Origin of the sequence: Brachybacterium ginsengisoli, assembly GCF_002407065.1 — a bacterium.
GTDB classification, from domain to species: Bacteria; Actinomycetota; Actinomycetes; order Actinomycetales; family Dermabacteraceae; genus Brachybacterium; species Brachybacterium ginsengisoli.
This window is the reverse complement of the sequence record NZ_CP023564.1, coordinates 544,060-565,066: the sequence shown is the minus strand read 5'-3', so window position 1 is coordinate 565,066 and position 21,007 is coordinate 544,060. Positions and strand designations below refer to the sequence as shown.

Genomic DNA, 21,007 nt, shown 5'->3' with positions numbered 1-21,007 from the left:
ACGCTGCCGGATCCCGCCGAAGTCGCCGCGCGCGCCGGCATTTCGGGAATGGTCACGTTTGACTAACTATGTCCATTTCCTGCCGACTTCGCCCTTATATTTCTGACTTGCGTAGCGATGCTGCATGGACGCCTCCGAGATTCCGCGAGTTCCCCGACGGGCACGTACCCCCTCGCCGTACTCCTGTTCCTCCTGACCAGCGTGCTCGCTGGTCCATCGTCCCTCCCGTCGAGGCGCGCTCGGTCGACGTGATCATCGCCGGCGGAGGGCTCTCCGGAGTTGCCGCTGCCGTCGCAGCCGCCCGCCGGGGCTTGAGCGTGGCGGTCGTCGAGCCGACCCACATGATCGGGGGCCAGGCGACCGCGGCCGGAGTCTCCGCCTTCGACATCACCTTCCTCTACGACGAGACGCTCAACGACCACGGGATCTGGGGAGAGATCGTCGAACGGACCCTCGCCATCTACCACGACGAGCTCGAGAGGCCGGTCAACGTCGGCCACTATCGCAACGCCTCCCTCACGCCGAACGTCGTGATCGTCGAGCGCGTCCTATCGGAGATGCTGGAGGAGGCCGCGGTCACGGTCCTCCGGAGCACACGGATCGAGAGCACCCTCGGCAGCTCGGACCGTCTGACCGGTCTGCGCACCTCGGCGGGAGAGGTGCGCGGGTCGATCGTCATCGACGCGACTGAGGACGGGCAGGTCCTCGCGCTCGCCGCCGCGCCGCACCGGATCGGGAGCCTCCGGGTCGACACCTCCACACCCGGCGCCGCTGACGCCGTGGAGTCGAAGATCCAGAGCATCACCTGCGCCGCGGTGATCCGTCACTACCCCGACGGCGTCCCGGACGACCTCATGATCCGCACCCCTCCCGAGGGATGGTCCGAGAGCGCCGCGAAGCTTCTCCGAGCCTTCCCGCCCGCCGGGGCGAAGGACGCCCAGCCGTCCTCCAAGAACGGACCTCTGGGATTCGCCGGGTATCGCGCAGCGCCGGATCTGTCCAAGCGCACCGCCCACAACGGTGCGCAGTGGCAGCTGGTCACCCGGACGAGCCTCAACCACTTCAACGACACGGTCGTCACCTCGCGGTATCTGACCGATCCCGACACCAGGCTCCGCGATGAGGCGCGAGCGATGCTGCGGACCCTCTGCGTCCTCCACCACCTGCAGAACGTGCTGGGACTGGACTGGTAGGTCACCACGGATGAGGGCTTCGCCGACGGGCCCGACGAGCGAGGCAACCCGTATCTGCCCGCCGAGTACCGCGCACTCGAACGCCACTTCCCCCTGATCCCGTACATCCGGGAGAGCCGACGGCTCATCGGGACGCAGACCCTGACCGGGGCGATGATCACCCGTGGGCGGATGCGCGACTGCGCCCCGTGGAACGAGGACTCCGTCGCGACCGGCACCTACCACCCGGATCTCCACGGCGCCCGCGACGTCGAGGACTTCGAAACAGATCTCGGCGAGACCCTGGAGGACAAGCCGAATCGCCTCACGTTCGGCCCGTTCCCGATTCCGTTGGGATGCCTCATCCCCGCCTCGATGGAGGGTCTGCTCGCAGCGGAGAAGAACATTTCGGCCTCGCGGCTCGCATCGAGCGCGACCCGGGTGCATCCGACCGTCACCTCGATCGGCGAAGCAGCAGGGGTGCTCGCCGCCCTCGCTGTGCGCGGGGGCATGTCACCCCGCGACGTCCCCGTCGCCTCCGTTCAGCACGAGCTCGCCACCGGTGGGGCCCTGATCTCTCCGGTGCGTATCGAGGGCATCCCGCGCGACCACGAGGACTACCCACTGGTCGCGCTCGCGGTGGCGCGACGTCTCGTCCCCACCGAGGTCGTCCTCGAGCCGACGCTGGAGCAGTACGTCGCCGTCGACCGCGGAGCAGCCGTCGTCGCCGCTGCCGCCCTGCTGGAGACGCTGGCCCCCCTCTCGCAGGCTCCCGCTCCCGTCCGGCTGCCGGCGGGGTCGCCCTCGATCATCGATGGCGTCCCCGCCGGCCCGGACGTGCTGGAGGACCCTCAGCCCGCGGAGCGGACGTCGCCCCGGCTGGCGATGAGCAGCTCCTCCTTCGCCGAGGCGAGCCTCCTGGATCCGGTGATCTCGAGCCCGACGGTCGTCGCCGGCGTCCAGGAACGCGCCTTGAACGTGTCGGCCTCGACGGAGACCTTGACCTCGACGGGGATCGACCCGTCACCGGACGTCCTGAAGTTGAGCTCGATGGGCTCGCCGGACACCGCGAGATCCTGACGGAGGATCTTGGATCCGATCCTCACCTCGAGGTAGACCCGCCCGATCGCGCGCGGGTTGTGCCACCTCGAGTGGATCACGAGATCCACGGAGGTCGCACGGCGGTCGACGAGCTCCATCCGACCGGACTGCGAGATCGTCATCCCGGCCTTGGGCATCTCGGACTCGAGCGCGAGGTCGATCCGCTGGAGACCTGCCCGGAGATGCGGGTTCCCGGGCAGCTTCATGTCGTCGAGACCCTGCTGCGACGCGGTGAACCCCTGGAAGTAGGCGCCCACATCCGTCCGCGGAACCGCACGACGGCGGACAGGGGCCTCGTTCTCGGCCGGGACCTCATAGACCGCGGGGACCGCCGGAGTCGCGGCGACTGCCTGCACGGAGATGTCCAGGGCCGCCCGCGCGTCCCGAGCGTGGTCACGGACGAGCTCCTGCGACCGCTCGCTCAGGCCGTCGGTGACCGCCAGCCGGAGGCGCTCGGAGATCTGCGACGAGGCCGCCGTGAGATCCAGCCCGTCGTCCACGCGGTCCACCTCGGCGAAGTGGCGGTACACCTTCGGGTCGTAGCACAGACCGACCACCGGCACCCCGACCCGATGGGCGATGAGCCCCGCGTGGAGCCGCATCGCCAGCACTGCATGGCAGCCCTCGAGGGCACCCAGGTACTCGGCGAGGGAGAGCTCGCCCTGTCGATCCACGAAGACCGAAGGGATCGACTTCGGCAGGCGCCGGGTGACCTGTCCGATCGCCCCGCGGTCCATCCGGTCGCCGGCCTGCATCGGCAGCGCCACCACGGCGAGCTTCTCGCCCCGCTCGGCGAGCTGTGCGGCCAGGTCGACGAGCGCGTCCCGCACACGGAGCGCGACCGCCAGCATGTCCTCCTGCGCCCACGGGCGAAGGTTCAGGCCGACGACCGTGTACCCCTCCTCGCGCAGACGTCGCACCTCGTCCGGCACCTGGGGCTCGACCTCGTCCAGATCGATGGCGTACACCGAGTCAGGGCCCACCGTGAGCCGTTCCTCGTCGACGGGCAGCGACCGGAGCAGGTCCGCGGACTCGGGGTCGCGCACGTAGATCGAGTCCGCCTGCGAGGCGAGGAACTTCACGGTCCTGCGCGCGTAGGGATCCGTCAGCGGGCCCACACCCAGTCCGACGACGTGGAAGGGGATGTCCAGCACCTTCCCCATCATCGGGAGGATGCCGAACCCTGCCATGGAGATGGTTCCTCCGGTGAACAGTGCGGGGAGGCCGCCGCCGCGCTCGAAGGTGTAGTCGTGCCAGAGCCCGCCACCGCCGAGGAGCACGGCGGACGCCGACTTCACCTGGTAACCGGCGATCGTGTGGGACTTGCGGTCGAACGCCTGCAGACCGTGCGCCGCCTCCACCCTGGTGGGGCTCTCCGCCGCGACGCTGACCTGGATCGCGGGGTCGGCCTCGCGGAGCCGGGAGCTGATGCTGCGGAGGATCATCTCGTCGCCGAGGTTCCTCGCGCCGTAGAAGCCCGAGAGAATGACCTTCTTCGCTCGCGGGTACGAGACGGACAGGGTCTCCTTGATCTGGGCGAGGCGCTCGGGGCCGACCTCGACATCCGGGCCGTCCCCGAGGTCTCGCAGGATGTCGAGCAGGTACATCCACCGGTGCTCGTAGAGATGATCGTTGATGATCCTCCGGAAGCCGTTCTCGGCGACGCGCTCGTACTCCTCGGGGTTGGCGAGGTAGTACTCGATCTGGCGCGAGAGATCCTCTTCGTCCTCGTAGCCGATGATCTCCTCACCGTAGGTGAAGAACTGCTCCATCTCCTCGAAGCGCCCGGTGGCCACCATCCGGCCCTGGCCGGCGGACTCGAAGACGCCGCACTTGATGTTGATGAACCCCGCACGCGTCAGGGGGAAGTTCACGTGGATCTTCCCACCCTTGAGCGCCTGGACCATCTCCTGGCCGCCCACGGTGATCGAATCCGGGATCTCCCAGCCACGACCGTAGGTCTTGACGTCGAACTTCCTGTCGAGGGCCACCATCATCTCGTTGCGATCCGGACGATTGGTCGCGTGCCCGAGGCAGATGACATCGGCCTCGAAGGCGGGATCCTCCGGGATCTCCTGCGTGACGAACCCGCGGTCGATGCCGAAGGGGAAGTAGACCGTGTTGTGCATGCCCGCCTCGCGGTACATGGGCATCGCGGCGGTCGCGTTGGTCGTGTGGACGTCGAAGACGTGCTGGTGGTCCCGGATCGAGGGGAAGACGTCCGGGTCCGAGAGCGTGATGCCCACCAGGACGATCCCCCGGTCCTTGAGCTTCTGCGCGTCCTCCTCCGTGAAGGTCAGGCCGCCGGCGCAGCACACGATCACCTGGGGCTCGAAGGCGTCGACCGTCTGCTTGATCTTGTCGTAGCTGACGTACACCGGTCCCATCCCGCCCTGGCGGCGCAGCGGGTTCTCGAGCACGCGATGGCGCGACGTGTCGAGGTCCAGCACGTGGTGGCCGAGGTTGCGCAGGGAGCGGGAGAGGGACGAGACGATATCGGTGGTGCCGTTGACCGATGTGCCGATGAAGAGGATCTTCCAGTGGAAGCCCTGATCGAAGATCTTGTCCTGGAGCTCTCGCCGGAGCCGCTCGATGTTCTGGTTCATTCCTGTCCTGCCGTGTTCGTGGGGGTGGGGATGGGGTTCTGCGGGGAGATGCCGGGTGGAAGCGGAGGCCGGTCTCCGTCTGAGAGGGGAGGAGGCTTCGCGGAGACGGGCGAGTGCGCGAGCGAGAGGAGCCGATCGAGACCCGTCTCAGCGCAGAACTCCCCCTGTGTGCGTGCCGATGCAGCGCGGCGCAGGGAGGTGACCGCCGCCGGGTGGGATGCGAGACGGTGGAGCTTCTGGTTGAGCTCGCGCCCCGAGGCGGCGAGGACCCACGCCTGCTCTCCCTCTGCGACGCCTTTCGGCTGCTCCGATCGCGGCAGCACCACGACGCCCGCGCCGGTGAGCAGGTGGGGCAGGAGCTGGTGCCCGGCGCCGCGGGAGGCGGCGCCGACGGCGACGACGATCTCGCTGCGCGCGATGCGTGCGAGATTCGCGAGACCGTGAGGACGCCCCTTCTCCTCCTCGAGGATGTAGATCTGCTTCGACAACGGCCCCAGCGCGCCGAGGAGGTCCTCGTGCGCCAGGAGGTCGCTCGCCGACTCCGCGACGACTGCCGCACGAGCATGGCGCTCACCCTGTGCGGCGAGCCTCTCGGTGGTCTCGCGGTAGACGGCATCGACTAGATGCGGGAGGTGGATCGCGGCGCTGATCTCTCGGCCGCGGAAGGCCTCGAGCGCGGACTGGTGGAGGAACGATGCGGCGTCCGCCGTCGTGACGAGTGCGGCGAGCCGCTCCGAGTGGCCGGTCGCACCGAGCGCATGGACGGCGACGCGAGCCGTTCCGTGTTCGAGCATCTTCCGGCGTGACGTCGGCGAGGGCAGGTACCGATCTCCGACGAACAGGAAGGTGTCCGCTCCGCCCACTGCTCCGTCGAGGGACTCGAGGTCCACGACGCGGGAGAACCTGCCGGTCGGGTCCGTGGTCGAATGCTCCCCGAGCAATGCTGCGGACACCTCGACGACGTCGTGGCCGGCGCTGGCGAGAGCTCGGGTGGCTGTGCGGTACGGCGAGAAGTACTCGCCATGTCCGATGCCGATCACGGCCACTCGTTGCCGGGAGGTCGACGGCAGCGCCTCGACCTCGCGACCCGCGTGCGGGCCGATGGTCGCGGTCGCCCTCTCCGGGGCATGCCCGCTTCGTGCCTCGCGCTGGGCGGGGAATCCGAGGAACCACTCCGCGCGCCCGACCGGATCCAGTCGGCGCCACGAATCGTCGGTCGCCAGGCTCTCGAGGGCGAGCGCCCTGGAGGCGGCGCTGAAGTGCTGCTGGAAGGTCCCGTGGAGGGACTCGGCGAGCGCGGGGAGCTCCTCGGAGGTGAGGAGCTCGTGGACGATTCCCCTCAGCTCCGCCGGGTCCCGCGCGATCGGGATGTCCGCGAATCCGAGGGGACCGGCACCTGCAGGCTGCAGGGAGACGACGGGAAGCCCCATCGCGGCGTACTGCACGATCCTGCTCGGAGTGTCGAAGACGCCGAGATCGCCGAGTCCGTCGAACCATGTCGGGGCCCCGTGGTGATCGGTGAAGAGCTGGGGGATGTTCACGGCCAGTCGCGATCGTGCGGCAGCATCGAGCACCTCCTCCCGGGTATCGAGGTAACCGCCCGACAGGTCGAAGTAGTCGTCGCCCGTCCTGCCATGGACCCGGAGGTCGAGATCGAGGAGCCCGAGGTCGAAGTACCGCCCGCGGCGGATGCGATCCCCGACGTTGCCGAGGAAGAGGACCTCCGTCTCCGCGGGAAGCGTGGCTCCCACGCGCGGGAACTCGACCTCGTCCGTCCAGAACGGGATGTTCACCCCGGTGGCGCGGCCGTGGGTCGTCTCGTAGAAGGCCAGGACATCGGCGTTCCCGCAGTGGAGGATCACATCGTAGAGGTCGACCGCCGCACCGTAGGAGAGCCCCCAGAGCACGGGGTCGTCTGAGAACCACGCCATGAGCTGTGCCCCTGAACGCCGCAGTCGGCGCAGCTGGGCGTGCGGGAGGCTGGTCGGGCGGAACACCAGGACGACATCGGGGCCGAAGGCCAGCGCATCGTCGATCGCCGCATCCACGCGCCGGAGGTCGACGGGATCGGAGATGGGGACGTGCCCCCACGACAGCTGCCCGGTGGTGGCGACCGCATGCCCACGCTCCCCCAGGGCGCGTGCGAGCGAGGAGACGACGTGGGTCTCCATGATGGCGTCGAAGAGCACGATCCTCATCGAGGTCCTCCCGCCGGTGCGGCGGCACCGTTCAGCGCCGCTGCGCAAAAGGTCTCCACGAGGACCCGCAGCACCGGATCGTCATCGCGGGTGGTCGAGCGGGGGCCGAACCGTTCCACGGCATCCGACCCCGTCAGCAGTCGGCCTCCGAGATCCTCCCGAGAGCGCAGCACCGCGGAGGTGTCGCTCCGCGGCGAGATGACCAGGTCGGCGAGGGCCAGCAGGCCGGAGTGGTCAGCGAGGGCGTCCGGGACGGCGGTGCAGAGCACGACGACGCGCACGCCCGACTCCTTCGCGGCGTCGACGAGCTGCGCCAGGTGGTCGTTGACCCTGCTCCCGGTGGCGATCTTCCCAGCCCATGCGGTGTGCTCGGTCGCCCCGGTGGTCTGCACGAGGACGACGTCCGGGCGGAGGCGACGCACGGCCATCGCCCCGTCCAGGATCCCCACCTCGACGAGCTCCGCTCGAGCGCTGAGCGCCCGGTGCTGGTAGATGTCGAGGATCGAGAGGACGCGGGCCTTCCTCTCGTCCAGTCGGCGTCCGTAGCGGAACGCCGCCGGGAGGTCGGCGACGAGCTCCCGCAGCTGATCGGTGGTGCCGCGTGAGGGCTCGAGCGGTGCGGACGACATTCACCCCACCTCCATGACGTAGTGCTGGCTCAACGCGCGGGAGAAGGTCGGATCGACGGGAGGGGCCGCCTTCAGCGACGGAACTTCGCGCAGCAGATCCCTGGTGATGGCCGGAAGGGTGGAGAGGTCGAGTGGCTCCTGCGGAGCGAGCCCGACGGCATCGAAGTAGTCGCGGAAATCCTCTCCGTCCGTCTCCGCCGGTCCGCTGCCCAGGGTGCACCACCTCGCGGGGATGCCGTAGGCGTGCGCCGCCACCAGTCCGGCCAGGCTCGTCGTGAGGATGCCTCGGCAGTGCAAGAACTCCTCGACGACCCGCTCGATGACTCCCGGGGGCGTGCCCACGGGGTCGATCTCGTGCACACCGTCCAGGACGACCGATGTCGAGAGGTCCCCTGCTCCGCGGAAGAACCCGAGATAGTGGCGGCGCCTGGCGGGCTTCGCCATGGGCAGGAGCTCCGGGAGCAGCTGCGCGGGGTCGCCGAACGTCTCGGGGCAGGAGCCACCCGCCGCGAGCAGCGCTCGGCGCGTTCGAGGGCCTCGTACCGCGAGGTAGGTCGCCCCGCTCTGCGGGACCTCCTCGGCGTCGCGCAGCCCGCTGCCCCAGACGACGCTCGACTCGGTGGCGGTCGCCAGCGAGCCCTCACCCGTCAGGAGTGCACGCTGGCGTCGGCCGAACCGTGGGGTTCCCTGCACGACCTGATCGACGACCCACGGCTTGAGGACCTCGGCGAAGTGGCCCGGAGCCGGGATGCGCGCCCACCACACCGACGGACGCGACCGGTCGCTCTCCCCGCTCTCCTGAGCGCGCCGGTCGAGCTCGGTCTCGTAGGCGAGCGCCTGGGCGCGGGCGATCACTCGTGGCTCCTCGGCGCCGAGCATCTCCGTCAGCTGGTCGCCGACCGCGTCGTGCTCACCTCGGCGGGAGAGGCGCCGCACCAGGGCATCGCGCACGGCGAGATTCCCGGGATGACCGGCCACGAACTCCTTCAGCACCGCATCCGAACGATCGAGGTCACCGGAGGAGAGGAGGTAGTTGGACAGGCGCAGCACGGCCTCGCTGTCGTCGGGCAGCCGGCGGTGCGCATGCTCGGCGAGGACCAGGGCGTCCTCCCGGGCCCCCTCCTTCATCGCGTCTCGGCTCTCCGCTGCGAGCATCTTGCCGCGGAGCTGGAGATCCGCACCCTTCGAGGCGTGCTGTGCGACCTTCCCGCGGAAGTCCCGCACATGACCGCTGTCCCCGATGTGGAAGACCGCAGCGCCGACCTCCTCGTCACCCTCGCGTTCGAGCAGGCTCGGGGGCAGGACGAGGAGGCTCATCTCCTCGGGGAACGTCCTCCACGTCTCCTGGAGCACCCAGTCATCGGTCACGTCCTCCTCGGTGGAGGCTTCCCGCTCCCCGAGCGCGTCGATGAACCGCCCCGTGATCTCGGACGAGCCGAAGTACAGCACCGCGGGGATCCAGAAGCGCGCCACCTCGTAGGGGTCGTAGTCCCGCAGGTACTTCCGCCGCCCGATGAAGCCGCCGAAGTCCGCTCTGCTCCCGGACAGGACCTCCGGAACCGCGAGCAGCCGGTTGTCGACGTCCGTCCAGAGGAAGGCGCCGTACTGCTCACGCATCCGGCCGTAGAAGCTGATCTTCTCCCGGCAGATCTCCGGCCATGCCAGACCGGTGACGTCGCGCTCCTCGATGTGGTGGCGCATGCCGAGAGCATCGCAGTCCGCCCGGAGCCGCTCCGCACTGCGGTGGTAGTACTCGTCCCCGCCGTAGAAGCTCACGAGCACCGGGAGGTCGCCGCGCAGGCCCTCCCGCGACGAGGTGTCGTGGTCGTTCATCTCCAGAGCGAGCCTCCTCCCAGTGATACCGAAACGTCGAACGCCACCCGATCGACCCGCGTCGCCTCGCGACCCGGGCCCGACGGATCAGCGGGGGGCGCTGCCGAAGTCCCGGGGGCGCTCGGCCCCGTTGAACTTCCATCGAATGGCCTCGATGGTCCGCACGGCGGCCTTGCCATCACCGTAGGGGTTCACGGCGTTCGCCATACCCGCGTACGCCTCACCGGAGTCCAGAAGGAGCGAGACCTCGTCGACCAGTCGCTGCTTGTGGGTTCCGATGAGCTTCACGGTACCTGCGACCACGGCCTCGGGGCGCTCGGTGTTCTCCCGCATGACCAGGACAGGCTTCCCGAGGCTCGGGGCCTCCTCCTGGACGCCGCCGGAATCGGTGAGCACCACATCGGCGAGGCTGAGCACCTGGGTGAACTCGGCATAGGCGAGCGGCTCGATGAGGTAGACGTTCTCGAGCCCCTCGACGGCCGGACGGATCGCGGAGCGGACCTTCGGGTTCTTGTGGATCGGGAAGACCACGGCGAGGTCCGGGTACTTGCGGGCGAGCTCGGCCACAGCCTGGCCGATGTCCTCCATCGCCGTGCCCAGGTTCTCGCGACGATGCGCGGTGACCAGCAGAACGCGGCCGGCGGTGCCGGCCTCCTTCGCGGCGCGGAGGTCCTCGAGGCGCGGGTCCTCGAAGGGCACGCGCAGGTTCTCGGTGGCGAACATGAGCGTGTCGATCACGCTGTTGCCGGTGACGACGATGTCGTTCTCGCTGACGTCCTCTCGGGTGAGGTTGTCACGGCTGGTCGAGGTGGGGGCCAGGTGGAGAGCCGCGATCTGGCTCGTCAGCTTCCGGTTCGCCTCCTCCGGGAAGGGCGAGTTGATGTCACCCGAGCGGAGTCCCGCCTCGAGGTGGATGACCGGGATCTGACGGTTGAACGAGGCGACGGCCGCGCCCATCACCGTCGAGGTGTCGCCCTGGACGATCACCGCGTCAGGAGTCTCCTGCTCGAGGATCTCATCCACGCCGGAGATCACCTTGGCGACGATGGTGTTGAGCGACTGACCGGCGCTCATGATGTTCATGTCGTGGTCGGGGACGATGCCGAACATGGTGTTCACCTGGTCGAGCATCTCGCGGTGCTGACCCGTCACCACGGTGATGCTGTCGAGCCCGTCCTCCGCCTCGATCGCCTTGATGATCGGGGCGACCTTGATCGCCTCGGGTCGGGTGCCGTAGATGGTCATGATGCGGAGAGTCATGCGTGCCGTCCTCGTCGTTCGGGGGAATTGTTCTCGGAGACAGCAGCACTGCTGCTGTCGGTGTCGTGGTCTCTGGGCAGACTCGCCCCGGGGAAGCTCTGAGGTCTCATCTGGCGCTCGAAGATGGACACGAACGGATCGGGCTCGAGCTCCGGGACATCGTCAGCCGCATCGACCGGTGACGTCGCGGAGTCGTCCGGGAGGGTGAGCGCGGACGCTGATCGTTGAGCCTCCCCGTGGGCGACCGCCTCGCGCAGGATCGCGTCGGCCTCATCCTGACGATCGCGCGCCATGCGGTACGTGAAGGAGCGGTACATGGCGGAGACCTCTTTGGTGTCGCCGTCCATCACGATGCGGCCCTTCTCCATCCAGATGACGCGTGAGCACACGTTCTCGATCGCGCGCGGCGCGTGGTTCACCATGAAGACCGTCCCTGCGTTCTCCAGCAGCTCGTCCATCTTCGCCTTGGACCTCTTGGAGAAGGTCGCGTCGCCCGTCGAGAGCGCTTCATCGACCATCAGGATCTTGGGCTGGGCCATCACCGAGATCGCGAACTTGAGGCGGGAGGACATTCCGGAGGAGTACGTCCGCATGGGCAGATCGACCGCTCCTCCGAGAGCGGAGAGCTCGGCGGCCTGCGGCATCAGCTCCTCGGCCTTCTCCGGGGTCATCCCCAGAGCCAGGAACCCGAGCTTGATGTTCTCGGCCCCGGTGAGCTCGCTCATCAGCGCCGCGCTCACTCCCAGGAGCTGAGGCCTCGCACTGGTGTACACCGATCCGGACGTCGGCGGCTCCACGCCCGCGAGCATCCTCAGCAGAGTGGACTTGCCCGACCCGTTCCGGCCGATGATGCCCACGAACTCGCCTTCGCGCACCAGCAGGTCCACGCCGCGCACGGCGGAGACGGAGACCATGGAGCGACGCGGCGCGAGCTTTCCGAGGAGGCCGGTCCGGGGCGCCCGATCGGTGCGCGGCACCTTGTAGCGCATCCGCACGCGATGGGCCACGACCGTGAGGGGCGACTCCTCGGGCGCGACCCACAGGGTCTCCTGCTGGTCATCGTCCTCCGGCAGGGCGAGGTCATCCGAGCTCTCGGCCATAGCTCTCCTCCGCCCGCCAGAAGTAGATGAACCCCACGACCAGGATGCCCACGGCCCACAGCATGGAGATCGTCCATGCCCGCAGATCGGGGACCTGCCCGTCCATCAGAGCAGTGCGCATCATGTCGATGATCTGATACAGCGGGTTGAGGGTCACGATGCTCAGAGCGGTCTCGTTGTGGACGAACCTCTCGATGGGGAACATGACACCCGAGGCGTACATCAGGAACCTGCTCACCACGCCCAGCACATTCGCCAGGTCGGGAAGATGGAACCCGATCCGCGCCGTGATGAGCATGACGCCCAGGTTCAGCACCGCCTGGATCAGGAAGATCGGGACCACCAGCACCCACGTGGCCTTCGGGACGACGAACGGCGGGATCACCATGATGGCGATGCACATGACGAAAGTCGTGAAGACCGCCGTCATCGTGGCCTGGAGCACCGCCGAGATCGGGATCGACGCCCTGGGGAAGGTGAAGGCCTTGATCATCGCCTTGTTGCTCCGGAGCAGACCCGTGCCGGAGGAGATCGAGGTCGCGGTCGAGCGGTAGAGCAGGATCCCGATGGTGAGGAAAGCTGCGAAGTTCTCCATGCCGCGTCCGGAGTCCAGCACCAGGCCGAAGATGACGAAGTAGAACGCCACGTCGACCAGGGGGCGGAGGAAGAGCCACACGTTGCCCAGGAGCATCCCTGAGTTCTGGGTCGATGCGCGATGCCTGGAGTCGTACCAGATGAAATGCCGCCGCTGCCACAGCTGCTGGATGTACTCGCCCAGCGGCGGGCGCACCCCGATCCGCGTGAGCGCGCTCGGATCGAGGCCCTTGGCCTCGAGGGCGCGCTTCACATCGGTGGTGCTCTTCACCTCACTCGCCACTGACCCGCTCCTCGACTCCAGACGCCATGACCGATCTGTACATGTGCTCGTATGTTCTCATCGACGCCGCCCAGCTCCTCGCCGCAGCGGCCCGCCTGCCCCGTCGCGCGAGATCTTCACGACAGGTCCGGTCGGACATCAGCCGGCTCAGAGCGCCCGCCAGAGCGGACGGATCGTCGGCCCGCACGGGCTCCCCCACGAGGTGCCCGGCCTGGTCGAGGACCGTCTCCCGCAGCGCGGGAAGATCGCTGACCACCACCGGGCGTCCCAGGGCGAGGGCCTCCGCCGGCTTCTGCGGGGTGACCGTGCGGGTGACCTCGAGATCCTTGCGGGGCACCACGACGACGTCGAGCGCCTGGACCCAGGTGCGAGCCGAGGGCGCCGGCACCCTGCCCGGCATGTGCAGCCGCTCGCGGATCCCGAGGGCGCCGGCGAGCTCCTGGAGCGCCGGGGCGGCGACCCCGTCCCCGACCAGCAGGACGTGGAGCCGGTCGCGGTCCTCCTGGGACACGCCCGGATCCTCCAGGAGCAGGGCGACGGCGCGGAGCAGCACGTCGAACCCTTCGTAGTCGACGAGGGCGCTGACCGCGCCGACGACGAACGCCCCTGCGGGGAGGTCCAACCCGATCTGGTCCCTTGCGAGGGCCGGGTCGAGGGTCTCGGCGAGCAGGGTCTCGTCGACCCCGTTGGGGACGAGCGAGATGCGCTCCCCGGGCACGCCTCGTGCTTCGAGCACCTCGGCCATGGTGCGGCTGAGCGTGACCACGGCGCTCGCCTCCCGGGCCAGCGATGCCTCCGCCGCGATGATCCTCTCGACCTTCTCGGACTGTGCCGCGGCGGCACGGGTGGTCGCACTGCGGTGCGAGGCGATCCAGGTCTGCTCCATCAGGCCGCGCACCTCGTAGGCCCAGGGCAGGCCGGTCGCGGCGCTCACCGCCTGCGCGACGAGAGCATTGCGGTAGTCGCTGGTCGTGTGCAGGACATGCGGGCGGAACTCCCCCACCAGGCGGAGCGCCTCGTCCACCTCCTGCTCCAGGCGTTCCTCCGGACTCGCCCCGAGCCGTGACGGGAGCGTCCGCCGGTATCGGATCCCGTCGATGACGTCCTCGTCCTCGCAGAACGGCTTGCCGAGCATCACGGGATATCCGGTGCGCGTTAGTGCCAGGGACTCGATCCCCTGCGCTGCGAGTGACGTGAGGATGTTGTGCGTGCGCAGCGCGTACCCGGACTGCGTGTGCGGCAGGGAGTTGGTGAGCAGGTGGAGGACCCGCAGGGGGCCGTCGGCCGACGGTCCGCTCTGCGACCGTTCGCTGCGGACCCGCAGCCTGTGGTCCTCGCCCAGGAGTCGGAGCTCGCTGCGGTACTGCCGGGCCTGGGACCGCTCACCACGGCCTGCGGCCTCGAGGGTGCGCACGGCCCCGCCGAGCTCGCCGAGCTGCCACTGCCCCCGCGCACGGACCGCGGGAGCGGCGTCGGCGGGCAGGAGATCCGCCCGGTCCAGGAGCACGGCCACCTCGCCGGCGGCGCGTGACCGCTGCACGCCCTCCGCGCGGAGCAGGTGGAGCGCCCTGTCCTCATCCCCCGCCATGGAGGCGCCGAGCGCCGCCAGGCCCTGCCCTCCGGGCAGCGAGCCGAACGCAGCCCTCAGGCCGTTCCCGATGCGTCGGCGCGCACGCAGGGGCAGGCGTCGGCTGACCTGGATCGGGAGCAGAGCGGGGTCATCGAGCAGATGCTGGACGACCGCCTGCGTGAGGAGCCGTGCGTTCCGCAGCACGCGGTGGGCTTCAGGCACGATCCTCCTTTCGAGCGCCGGGGCGCGAGGTCCAAGACGGTGCGTAGCTTACCGATCACCCCGTCAGAGCACCCCTGGGGCCAGCTCCCGAGAGAGCATCACCACCCGGACGAGTCATCCCGTCATACGCCCGTCCTCCGCCCGTGGCCCTCCGTTCACCCGGCGGCGGGATCAGTGCTCGATCGCCCCGGCGATCTTCTCCCTCAGCTCCACGAACTCCGGCAGGCGCCGCATGTCCTCCCCCAGCACGCGACCGGCCTGGGCGGAGAGCGTCACCTCCTGGTCCAGCACCACGCGGCCGGGCCGTGCGCTCATCACGAGCACCCGGTCGCCGAGGAACACGGCCTCGTCCACGTCGTGGGTGATGAAGAAGACGGTGCGCTGCTCGGCCCGCTGGATCCTCAGCAGGTCCACCTGGACCTGGGCGCGCGTGATCGCGTCCAGCGCACCGAAGGGCTCGTCCATGAGGATCACGTCGGTCTCGTTGGCGAGCACACGGGCGATCTGGGCGCGCTGCTGCATGCCGCCGGAGAGCTCGTAGGGCTTCGCGTCGCCGAAGTCGCCGAGGCCCACCAGCTCGAGGTGCTCCTGGGCCTTCTCGGTGCGCTCCTTCTTGCCCACCTTTCGCATCCGCATGCCGAGGGCCACGTTGTCCCGCACGGAGAACCAGGGGTAGAGGTTCGGCTGCTGGAAGACCACGCCGCGCTCGGCGCCGGGCTTGGTGATCCGCTGCTCCCGGTAGTGCGCGGAGCCGCCGGTCGGGGCGAGGAAGCCGGCGATGATCTTCAGCAGCGTCGTCTTGCCGCAGCCGGAGGGTCCCACCACGCAGACGAACTGCCCCTGAGGGATGGTCAGGTCCGTCTCCGCCAGGGCGTGGACCACGTCGCCGGAGTCGGTGACGAAGCGCTGGGACACCTGGTCGAGGGTCACCACGGGGGACGTGGCCGGTGCATCGCTCACTTCGAGACCTCCTCGATCGCGTCGCCGTAGGGCATGTCCGAGTACACGCCGTCCTTCGCCGGGGAGTCGATCTCCCCCTGCTTGTCGAGGAACTCGCCGGTGCCGGTGAGTGCCTTCCCGAGCCCGTCCCCGCCGAAGTAGTCGGGGCCGGCCTGCTCCTCGAGGCTCGGGTAGATGTAGCCGGGCATGAGCTTCTTCGCCTCCGCGGGCTCCACGCCGAGCTGGACGGCGAGGGAGGTCGCGGCGAGCTCCGGCTCCTCGTTCAGCAGGCGGGTCCCCTCGGCCTGCACGATCGTCCACATCCGCATGAACTCGGGATTCTCGGTGACGAACTTGTCGGTCGCGGCCACCAGGTCGAAGGTGGGCGAGCCGAGGCCCGCGCTGTCCTCGCTGGAGAGGATGGTGTGCCCCTCGGCGGCGAGGAGCTCGCTGAGCGTGGGCTCCCAGACCCAGGCGGCGTCGATCTCGTCCCGCTGCCAGGCGGCGAGGATCGCGTCGGTCGCGAGGTTGATGACCCGCACGTCGTCGATCATGCCCTCCTCACCGAGCGCCGTGAGCAGCGAGTAGTGCGCGGTGGAGCCGAAGGGCACGCCGATGGTCTTGCCGGACATGTCCTTCAGCGACTCGATGTCGGGGTCCTTGACCACGAGCGACTCGGCATCGCCGATCACGTCGCTGATCCAGACCACCTTCAGGTCCTTGGACAGCGGCGGGGAGGCGGCCTTGACCACGGGGCTCGAGCCCACCTGGGAGATGTCCAGCGAGTCCGAGCCGAAGGCCTGGATGACGTCGCCGCCGGAGTTCATCTTCAGCCAGGAGATGTCCGCCTCCGGCATGCAGGCCTCGAGCAGCTGGAGGTCCTTGACCACGAGGTCGCCGTTGGGGATCGCCTGCCAGGCGATCCGCGCCGAGGTGGTGATCGACGGGTCGGGGTCGACGGGGCAGGCGACCTCGCCCGCGTAGTTGTCGGGATGGCTGGTGCGGCCGGACTGCACGCAGCCGCTGAGCGCCAGCACCACGCCCAGGGAGGCGGCGGCGAGGCGCAGCGCGGCGCCGCGGCGGGAGGGGACGGTTCTCGGGTTCACGGGGTCAGACCTTTCCGTGCCAGGGCACCAGCCGGTCGCCCACCCACCGGATCACTCCGTCGAGCGCGAGCGCGACGAGGCCGATCACGATGATGCAGGCGATGGTGAGCGCGGTGTTGAGCTGGGTGCCGGAGATGTAGGCGAGCCCGCCGATGCCGGGGATGCCGTTGTTGAGCTCGGCCGCGACCACCGTGGTCCAGGCGAAGCCGACGGCGAGGCGCACCCCGGAGAAGATCGAGGCGGTCGCCGCGGGCAGGACCACGAAGCGCGCCATCTGCGAGGAGTCGGCGCCCATGCTGCGGGCGGCGGAGAGGTAGTCCTCCTTCACGCCGCGCACGCCGTCGATGGTCGCGATGACGATCGGCGGGAAGGCGGCGAGGAACAGGAGCAGGTACTTCGAGGTGTCGCCGATGCCCACCCACACGATGATCAGGCCGATGTAGCCCAGCGGCGGCAGCGCGCGCAGGAAGTTCAGCAGGGGCGCGAAGGCGGTGTTCGCCGGCTCCCACATGCTCATGAGCGCGCCGAGGGCGACGCCCAGCACGGCGGCGAGCGCGACACCCACGCCGATCCGCTGGAGCGAGGCGATCAGGTGCTCCCAGAGGTAGTAGTTCTGGACGCCGCAGACGGTCCGCCCGGTGGCTTCGTCGATGACCAGGCAGCGGTTCGCGTCGATGAAGGCCCGCAGCACGGCCAGCGGGCTGGGGAGGTACAGCGGATCGACCAGCTTCAGCAGGGTGATGAGCCACCACAGCAGCAGGATCGCCAGGAGCACCCCGCCCTGCAGCAGGCGGTTCCGTCGCAGGCGCCGGGACCGACCGCGGCGGGCGGCTCGGGCCACGTGCTCGGACGCCTCCGGTACCTTCTCCGGGGCCTCCGGTGGTGCCGTCGGGTCCAGGTCCGGGGCACGGGAGGGCACAGCTCCCGTCGTTCTCGCGCCGTCGTCCATGGGTCGCGTCAGCTCCGTCCGGTCTCGCCCAGTTGCTGGGAGGACGGTACCGCTCCCGGCGAGCAAGCGCCTGCCCCGTACGGGAGATCGATCTCCTCGAACCGGTCGAACCGCCAGAGAACGGGCATCGGTGCACGACGTCCTCGCCCGCTGTTCACCTCAGCGCAGTGAACGGTCCCGTCACCCGGACCGTCCCACCCGGTACCGTCCTCTCCCACGACGACCATCGCGCACCCGCCCGCCACCGCACGGCGAGCACTCCCCGGGTGCCACGAGGAGCATTCCCGTGTCCGCACTGTTCGGCCTCTCCCTGATCGGGATCTTCTGCGCGATCGGCATGGTGCTGCGCCGCTGGATCCCGAGCTTCCGCACCAATCTCGTCCCCGCCTTCGTGATCGCGGGGTTCCTCGGCGCGATCGCGATGAACATCGGCCTCTCCGGGGTGCTCGACGGCGTGGACCACGAGCTGTTCACCATGCTCACGGCGCAGCTGTTCACGCTCTCCTTCATCTCGATCGGCCTCACCCCGCCGCCTCCGAGCGCGGCCGGCGACGGCGGCCGGACCCAGAAGGTCCTGCTGCGCGGCGCCTGGGCCATGGGGCTCACCTGGACCTTCGTCTTCGCGGTCCAGGCGCTGATCGGCGTGGGCGTGGTCGCCGCCACCGGCCGCTTCGGCGGGATGGACGCCATGTACGGCTTCATGGTGCCCTTCGCCTTCGCCCAGGGACCCGGCCAGGCCGTCACCTTCGCCGGGATCTTCGAGCAGCAGGGCTGGGACGACGCCGTGAACGTGGGCCTCGCCTTCGCCTCCGCCGGCTTCGCCGCCGCGTTCCTGGTGGGCGTGCCGCTGGCGAAGTGGGGCATGAGCAAGGGCCTCGCCACCCACTCGATGGGCATCTCCGACTCCGTGGCCAAGGGCTACTTCCGCAAGGACGAGGAGACGGAGTCGATGGGCACCGAGACCACGTTCTCGGGCAGCGTCGACACCCTCGGCTTCCACATGACGATGATGGGCATCGCCTACCTCCTCGCGCACGGCCTGGCCTGGATCTTCGGGCACATCCCCGGATTCGTGGGCCAGACCATCAGCGGCATGATGTTCATGAACGGCCTCCTGGCCGCGTACTTCGTGCGCTGGGTGCTGCGCCGTCTCCAGGTGGAGCACCTGCTGAACCGGCAGATGCAGGCCAAGCTCACCGGCTTCACCACCGACTACGTCGTGGTCGCCTCCTTCATGGCCGTCCAGGCCGCCGTGGTGGTCGCCTGGCTCGTGCCGATCCTGATCACCTGCGTGATCATCACCGCGATCACGGTGCTGCTCTGCGTCGCGATCGGTCAGCGCTACGGCAGCGACCACGACTTCGAGCGCACCATGGGCATGTACGGCACGCTCACCGGCACCACCCCGACCGGCCTGGCGCTGGTGCGGATCCTGGATCCCCGCATGCGCACCACCACGATGGCCGAGATGGGGCTGATGAACCTGCCCGAGATGCTCTACATCCCGGCGATGCTCACCATCTCCGCGGCCTTCGCCGGAGAGCTCGGCCTCTGGGCCGCCGTCGGCGTGATGGCCGCCCTCACCGCGGGGTACTTCGTGATCATGCTGATCACGCAAAGCTTCGGAAAGCGCACCTGGACGCTCCGCGGGGCGACCGACGGGGAGAGCGCCGCCGCCGACCCCGAGCCCTCGGTCCCCGCCTGACCCGCCCGCACCACCTGCATCGCCCGCACCACCCGGAACACCCGCACCACCCGCACCGACGGAAGGACCTCTCACCGTGGAGACCCTCTACCACTCCGGCCGCATCCTCACGATGGTCGAGGAGGAGGACGCCCCGGAGGCGGTGTTGGTGCGCGACGGCCGCATCGCCGCCGTCGGCCCCCTGGACCAGCTGCGCGTCCGCGCCGCCGACGCCGCGACGGAGGTGGATCTCGACGGGCGCACCCTGATGCCCTCGTTCATCGACCCGCACGGCCACCTGCTCCAGCACGGCATGCTCGCCTCGCTCGTGGACCTCGAGCACGCCCGCAGCATCGCCGACATCGTCACCGCCTTCCGCGACCGGCTCGCGCAGCGGGAGGAGGGCGACCGCAGCCCGCTGGTCGGCGCGAAGTACGACCCCCAGATGCTGGAGGAGGGCCGCCACCCCACGTGCACCGACCTCGACGCCGTCAGCACGGACCTGCCCGTCTTCGCCCTGCACCGCAGCATGCACGTCGCCGTGGGCAACTCGGTCCTCGTCGACGGGGCCGGCCTCACCGCCCATACCCCGGACCCCGACGGCGGGCGCTTCGGCCGCTTCGCCGACGGCACGCCCGACGGCTACGTCGAGGAGCATCCGGCGATGGCCGCCTTCGCCGAGGTCCTCTCCCCCGGCGACAGCGGCGGCCTGCTGCCCGCCGGGGTCGCGGACCCGCTGCTCGCCGCCGAGCTGGCCGTGGCCGACTACCTGCGCCACGGCATCACCACCGCGCAGGAGGGCGCCGCGGATCCGGCGACCATCGAAGGCCTGGTCGGCGCGGCCCGGGCCGGGACGCTCGGGCTCGACGTCGTGGTGTACCCCGTGGTGCAGTCCGGCACCTCCGCGTTCGATGCGCACCCCGAGTTCGCCGGCGACTATGCGGACGGCCTGCGCCTCGGCGGGTACAAGATGATCCTCGACGGCTCCCCGCAGGCCCGCTCGGCCTGGATGAGCGAGCCCTACGCCCCGATCGAGGGGGACGAGCATCCCGGCTGCGCCTACCCGATCCACACCCCGGCCGAGGTGGAGGCGTTCGTCCGCGCCGTCGCCGAGCAGGGCAGGCAGCTCATCGTGCACTGCAACGGCGACGCCGCCGCGCAGCTCTGGGTGGACACCGCCGAGCGCATCGGTGCCGAGCTCCCGGCCCTGCTCGAGGCGCGCCCGGTGATGATCCACGCGCAGACCGTGCGGGACGACCAGCTGGAGCGGATGGCGCCGCTGGGGATGATCGCCTCGATCTTCTCCTGCCACACCTGGTTCTGGGGCGACGTGCATCTGCGGAACTTCGGCCCCGAGCGGGGCCGACGCATCTCCCCCGCCCGCTCCGCCCTGGACCGCGGTGTACGGGTCACCCTGCACCAGGACACCCCGGTCACTCCCCCGGACATGCTGCTGACGATCTGGGCGGCCGTGAACCGCATCAGCCGCACCGGGCAGGAGGTGGGGCCCGAGCAGCGGATCACGACCTGGGAGGCGCTGCGCGCCGTCACCTGCGAGGCCGCCTACCAGTACGGCGAGGAGGACTCCAAGGGACAGCTCCGCGAGGGCATGCGGGCGGACCTGGTGATCCTCTCCGGCGATCCGCTGGCCACCCCGCCGCGCGACCTGCGGGAACTCGCCGTGCTCGAGACGATCAAGGACGGCGAGACCGTGTTCCGAGCCTGAGCCGCGCCGGGCAGCCCCGCCCCACCCTGCGGAAA

At 69.6% G+C, this 21,007-nt stretch carries 14 protein-coding genes and 1 pseudogene; 4 read left to right on the top strand and 11 right to left on the bottom strand.

Annotation, left to right across the window (positions count from 1 at the left end; genetic code table 11):
- Positions 1-68: 68 nt before the first annotated feature.
- Both CFK41_RS02465 and CFK41_RS18115 read left to right on the top strand, forming a co-directional pair.
- Positions 69-1,193 carry an FAD-dependent oxidoreductase gene (locus CFK41_RS02465; protein ID WP_096798244.1) on the top strand — a complete coding sequence of 375 codons (1,125 nt, stop codon included), beginning with the start codon at positions 69-71 and terminating at the stop codon, positions 1,191-1,193.
- Between the two features lie 54 nt (positions 1,194-1,247).
- Positions 1,248-1,715: pseudogene (locus CFK41_RS18115) on the top strand (FAD-dependent oxidoreductase); the annotation flags it as partial.
- Between the two features lie 308 nt (positions 1,716-2,023).
- On the opposite strand, the gene CFK41_RS02455 reads toward CFK41_RS18115, so the two are convergent.
- The 11 genes from CFK41_RS02455 to CFK41_RS02405 all read right to left on the bottom strand — a co-directional run bounded on the left by CFK41_RS02455 (position 2,024) and on the right by CFK41_RS02405 (position 17,532).
- The gene (locus CFK41_RS02455; protein WP_096798242.1) at positions 2,024-4,879 is read right to left on the bottom strand and encodes a polysaccharide pyruvyl transferase family protein; all 2,856 of its coding nucleotides are present in this window, start codon (positions 4,877-4,879) and stop codon (positions 2,024-2,026) included.
- Positions 4,876-7,077: a CgeB family protein gene (locus tag CFK41_RS02450; protein WP_096798241.1), complete on the bottom strand. Its 2,202-nt coding sequence runs from the start codon at positions 7,075-7,077 to the stop codon at positions 4,876-4,878. Before CFK41_RS02450 ends, CFK41_RS02455 begins: the two co-directional genes overlap by 4 nt.
- A complete protein-coding gene (locus tag CFK41_RS02445) occupies positions 7,074-7,706 on the bottom strand; it encodes a hypothetical protein (protein WP_096798240.1) in 633 nt (210 codons plus the stop codon). Before CFK41_RS02445 ends, CFK41_RS02450 begins: the two co-directional genes overlap by 4 nt.
- Positions 7,707-9,539, bottom strand: a complete 1,833-nt coding sequence (locus CFK41_RS02440; protein WP_096798239.1) for a tetratricopeptide repeat-containing glycosyltransferase family protein — start codon at positions 9,537-9,539, stop codon at positions 7,707-7,709.
- An 87-nt stretch (positions 9,540-9,626) separates the two neighbouring features.
- Positions 9,627-10,799, bottom strand: a complete 1,173-nt coding sequence (gene wecB / locus CFK41_RS02435) for a non-hydrolyzing UDP-N-acetylglucosamine 2-epimerase (protein WP_096798238.1) — start codon at positions 10,797-10,799, stop codon at positions 9,627-9,629.
- Positions 10,796-11,899, bottom strand: coding sequence for an ABC transporter ATP-binding protein (locus tag CFK41_RS02430; protein WP_096798237.1), 1,104 nt, complete (start codon positions 11,897-11,899; stop codon positions 10,796-10,798). The genes wecB and CFK41_RS02430 overlap by 4 nt, the downstream gene beginning before the upstream one ends.
- Positions 11,880-12,776, bottom strand: a complete 897-nt coding sequence (locus CFK41_RS02425) for an ABC transporter permease (RefSeq protein ID WP_096798236.1) — start codon at positions 12,774-12,776, stop codon at positions 11,880-11,882. Before CFK41_RS02425 ends, CFK41_RS02430 begins: the two co-directional genes overlap by 20 nt.
- Positions 12,766-14,568 carry a glycosyltransferase gene (locus CFK41_RS02420; RefSeq protein WP_096798235.1) on the bottom strand — a complete coding sequence of 601 codons (1,803 nt, stop codon included), beginning with the start codon at positions 14,566-14,568 and terminating at the stop codon, positions 12,766-12,768. The genes CFK41_RS02425 and CFK41_RS02420 overlap by 11 nt, the downstream gene beginning before the upstream one ends.
- Before the next feature lie 171 nt (positions 14,569-14,739).
- Complete coding sequence (locus tag CFK41_RS02415) at positions 14,740-15,528, bottom strand: ABC transporter ATP-binding protein (RefSeq protein ID WP_096798234.1); 789 nt, start codon at positions 15,526-15,528, stop codon at positions 14,740-14,742.
- Positions 15,525-16,613 (bottom strand): taurine ABC transporter substrate-binding protein, encoded by a 1,089-nt coding sequence (locus CFK41_RS02410; protein WP_227873178.1) that lies wholly within the window; start codon positions 16,611-16,613, stop codon positions 15,525-15,527. Before CFK41_RS02410 ends, CFK41_RS02415 begins: the two co-directional genes overlap by 4 nt.
- A gap of 4 nt (positions 16,614-16,617) precedes the next feature.
- Positions 16,618-17,532 carry an ABC transporter permease gene (locus CFK41_RS02405; RefSeq protein WP_227873177.1) on the bottom strand — a complete coding sequence of 305 codons (915 nt, stop codon included), beginning with the start codon at positions 17,530-17,532 and terminating at the stop codon, positions 16,618-16,620.
- Between the two features lie 316 nt (positions 17,533-17,848).
- On the opposite strand from CFK41_RS02405, the gene CFK41_RS02400 reads away from it, so the two are divergent.
- Positions 17,849-19,267 carry a sodium/glutamate symporter family protein gene (locus CFK41_RS02400; RefSeq protein ID WP_169928773.1) on the top strand — a complete coding sequence of 473 codons (1,419 nt, stop codon included), beginning with the start codon at positions 17,849-17,851 and terminating at the stop codon, positions 19,265-19,267.
- A gap of 76 nt (positions 19,268-19,343) precedes the next feature.
- Positions 19,344-20,972, top strand: a complete 1,629-nt coding sequence (locus tag CFK41_RS02395) for an amidohydrolase (protein ID WP_096798232.1) — start codon at positions 19,344-19,346, stop codon at positions 20,970-20,972.
- Positions 20,973-21,007: the final 35 nt, after the last annotated feature.

Coding starts and splice junctions, on each gene's coding strand:
- CFK41_RS02465 (WP_096798244.1), top strand. CDS start 69: ATGTCCATTTCCTGCCGACTTCGCCCTTATATTTCTGACTTGCGTAGC.
- CFK41_RS02455 (WP_096798242.1), bottom strand. CDS start 4,879: ATGAACCAGAACATCGAGCGGCTCCGGCGAGAGCTCCAGGACAAGATC.
- CFK41_RS02445 (WP_096798240.1), bottom strand. CDS start 7,706: ATGTCGTCCGCACCGCTCGAGCCCTCACGCGGCACCACCGATCAGCTG.
- CFK41_RS02440 (WP_096798239.1), bottom strand. CDS start 9,539: ATGAACGACCACGACACCTCGTCGCGGGAGGGCCTGCGCGGCGACCTC.
- CFK41_RS02450 (WP_096798241.1), bottom strand. CDS start 7,077: ATGAGGATCGTGCTCTTCGACGCCATCATGGAGACCCACGTCGTCTCC.
- wecB (WP_096798238.1), bottom strand. CDS start 10,799: ATGACTCTCCGCATCATGACCATCTACGGCACCCGACCCGAGGCGATC.
- CFK41_RS02430 (WP_096798237.1), bottom strand. CDS start 11,899: ATGGCCGAGAGCTCGGATGACCTCGCCCTGCCGGAGGACGATGACCAG.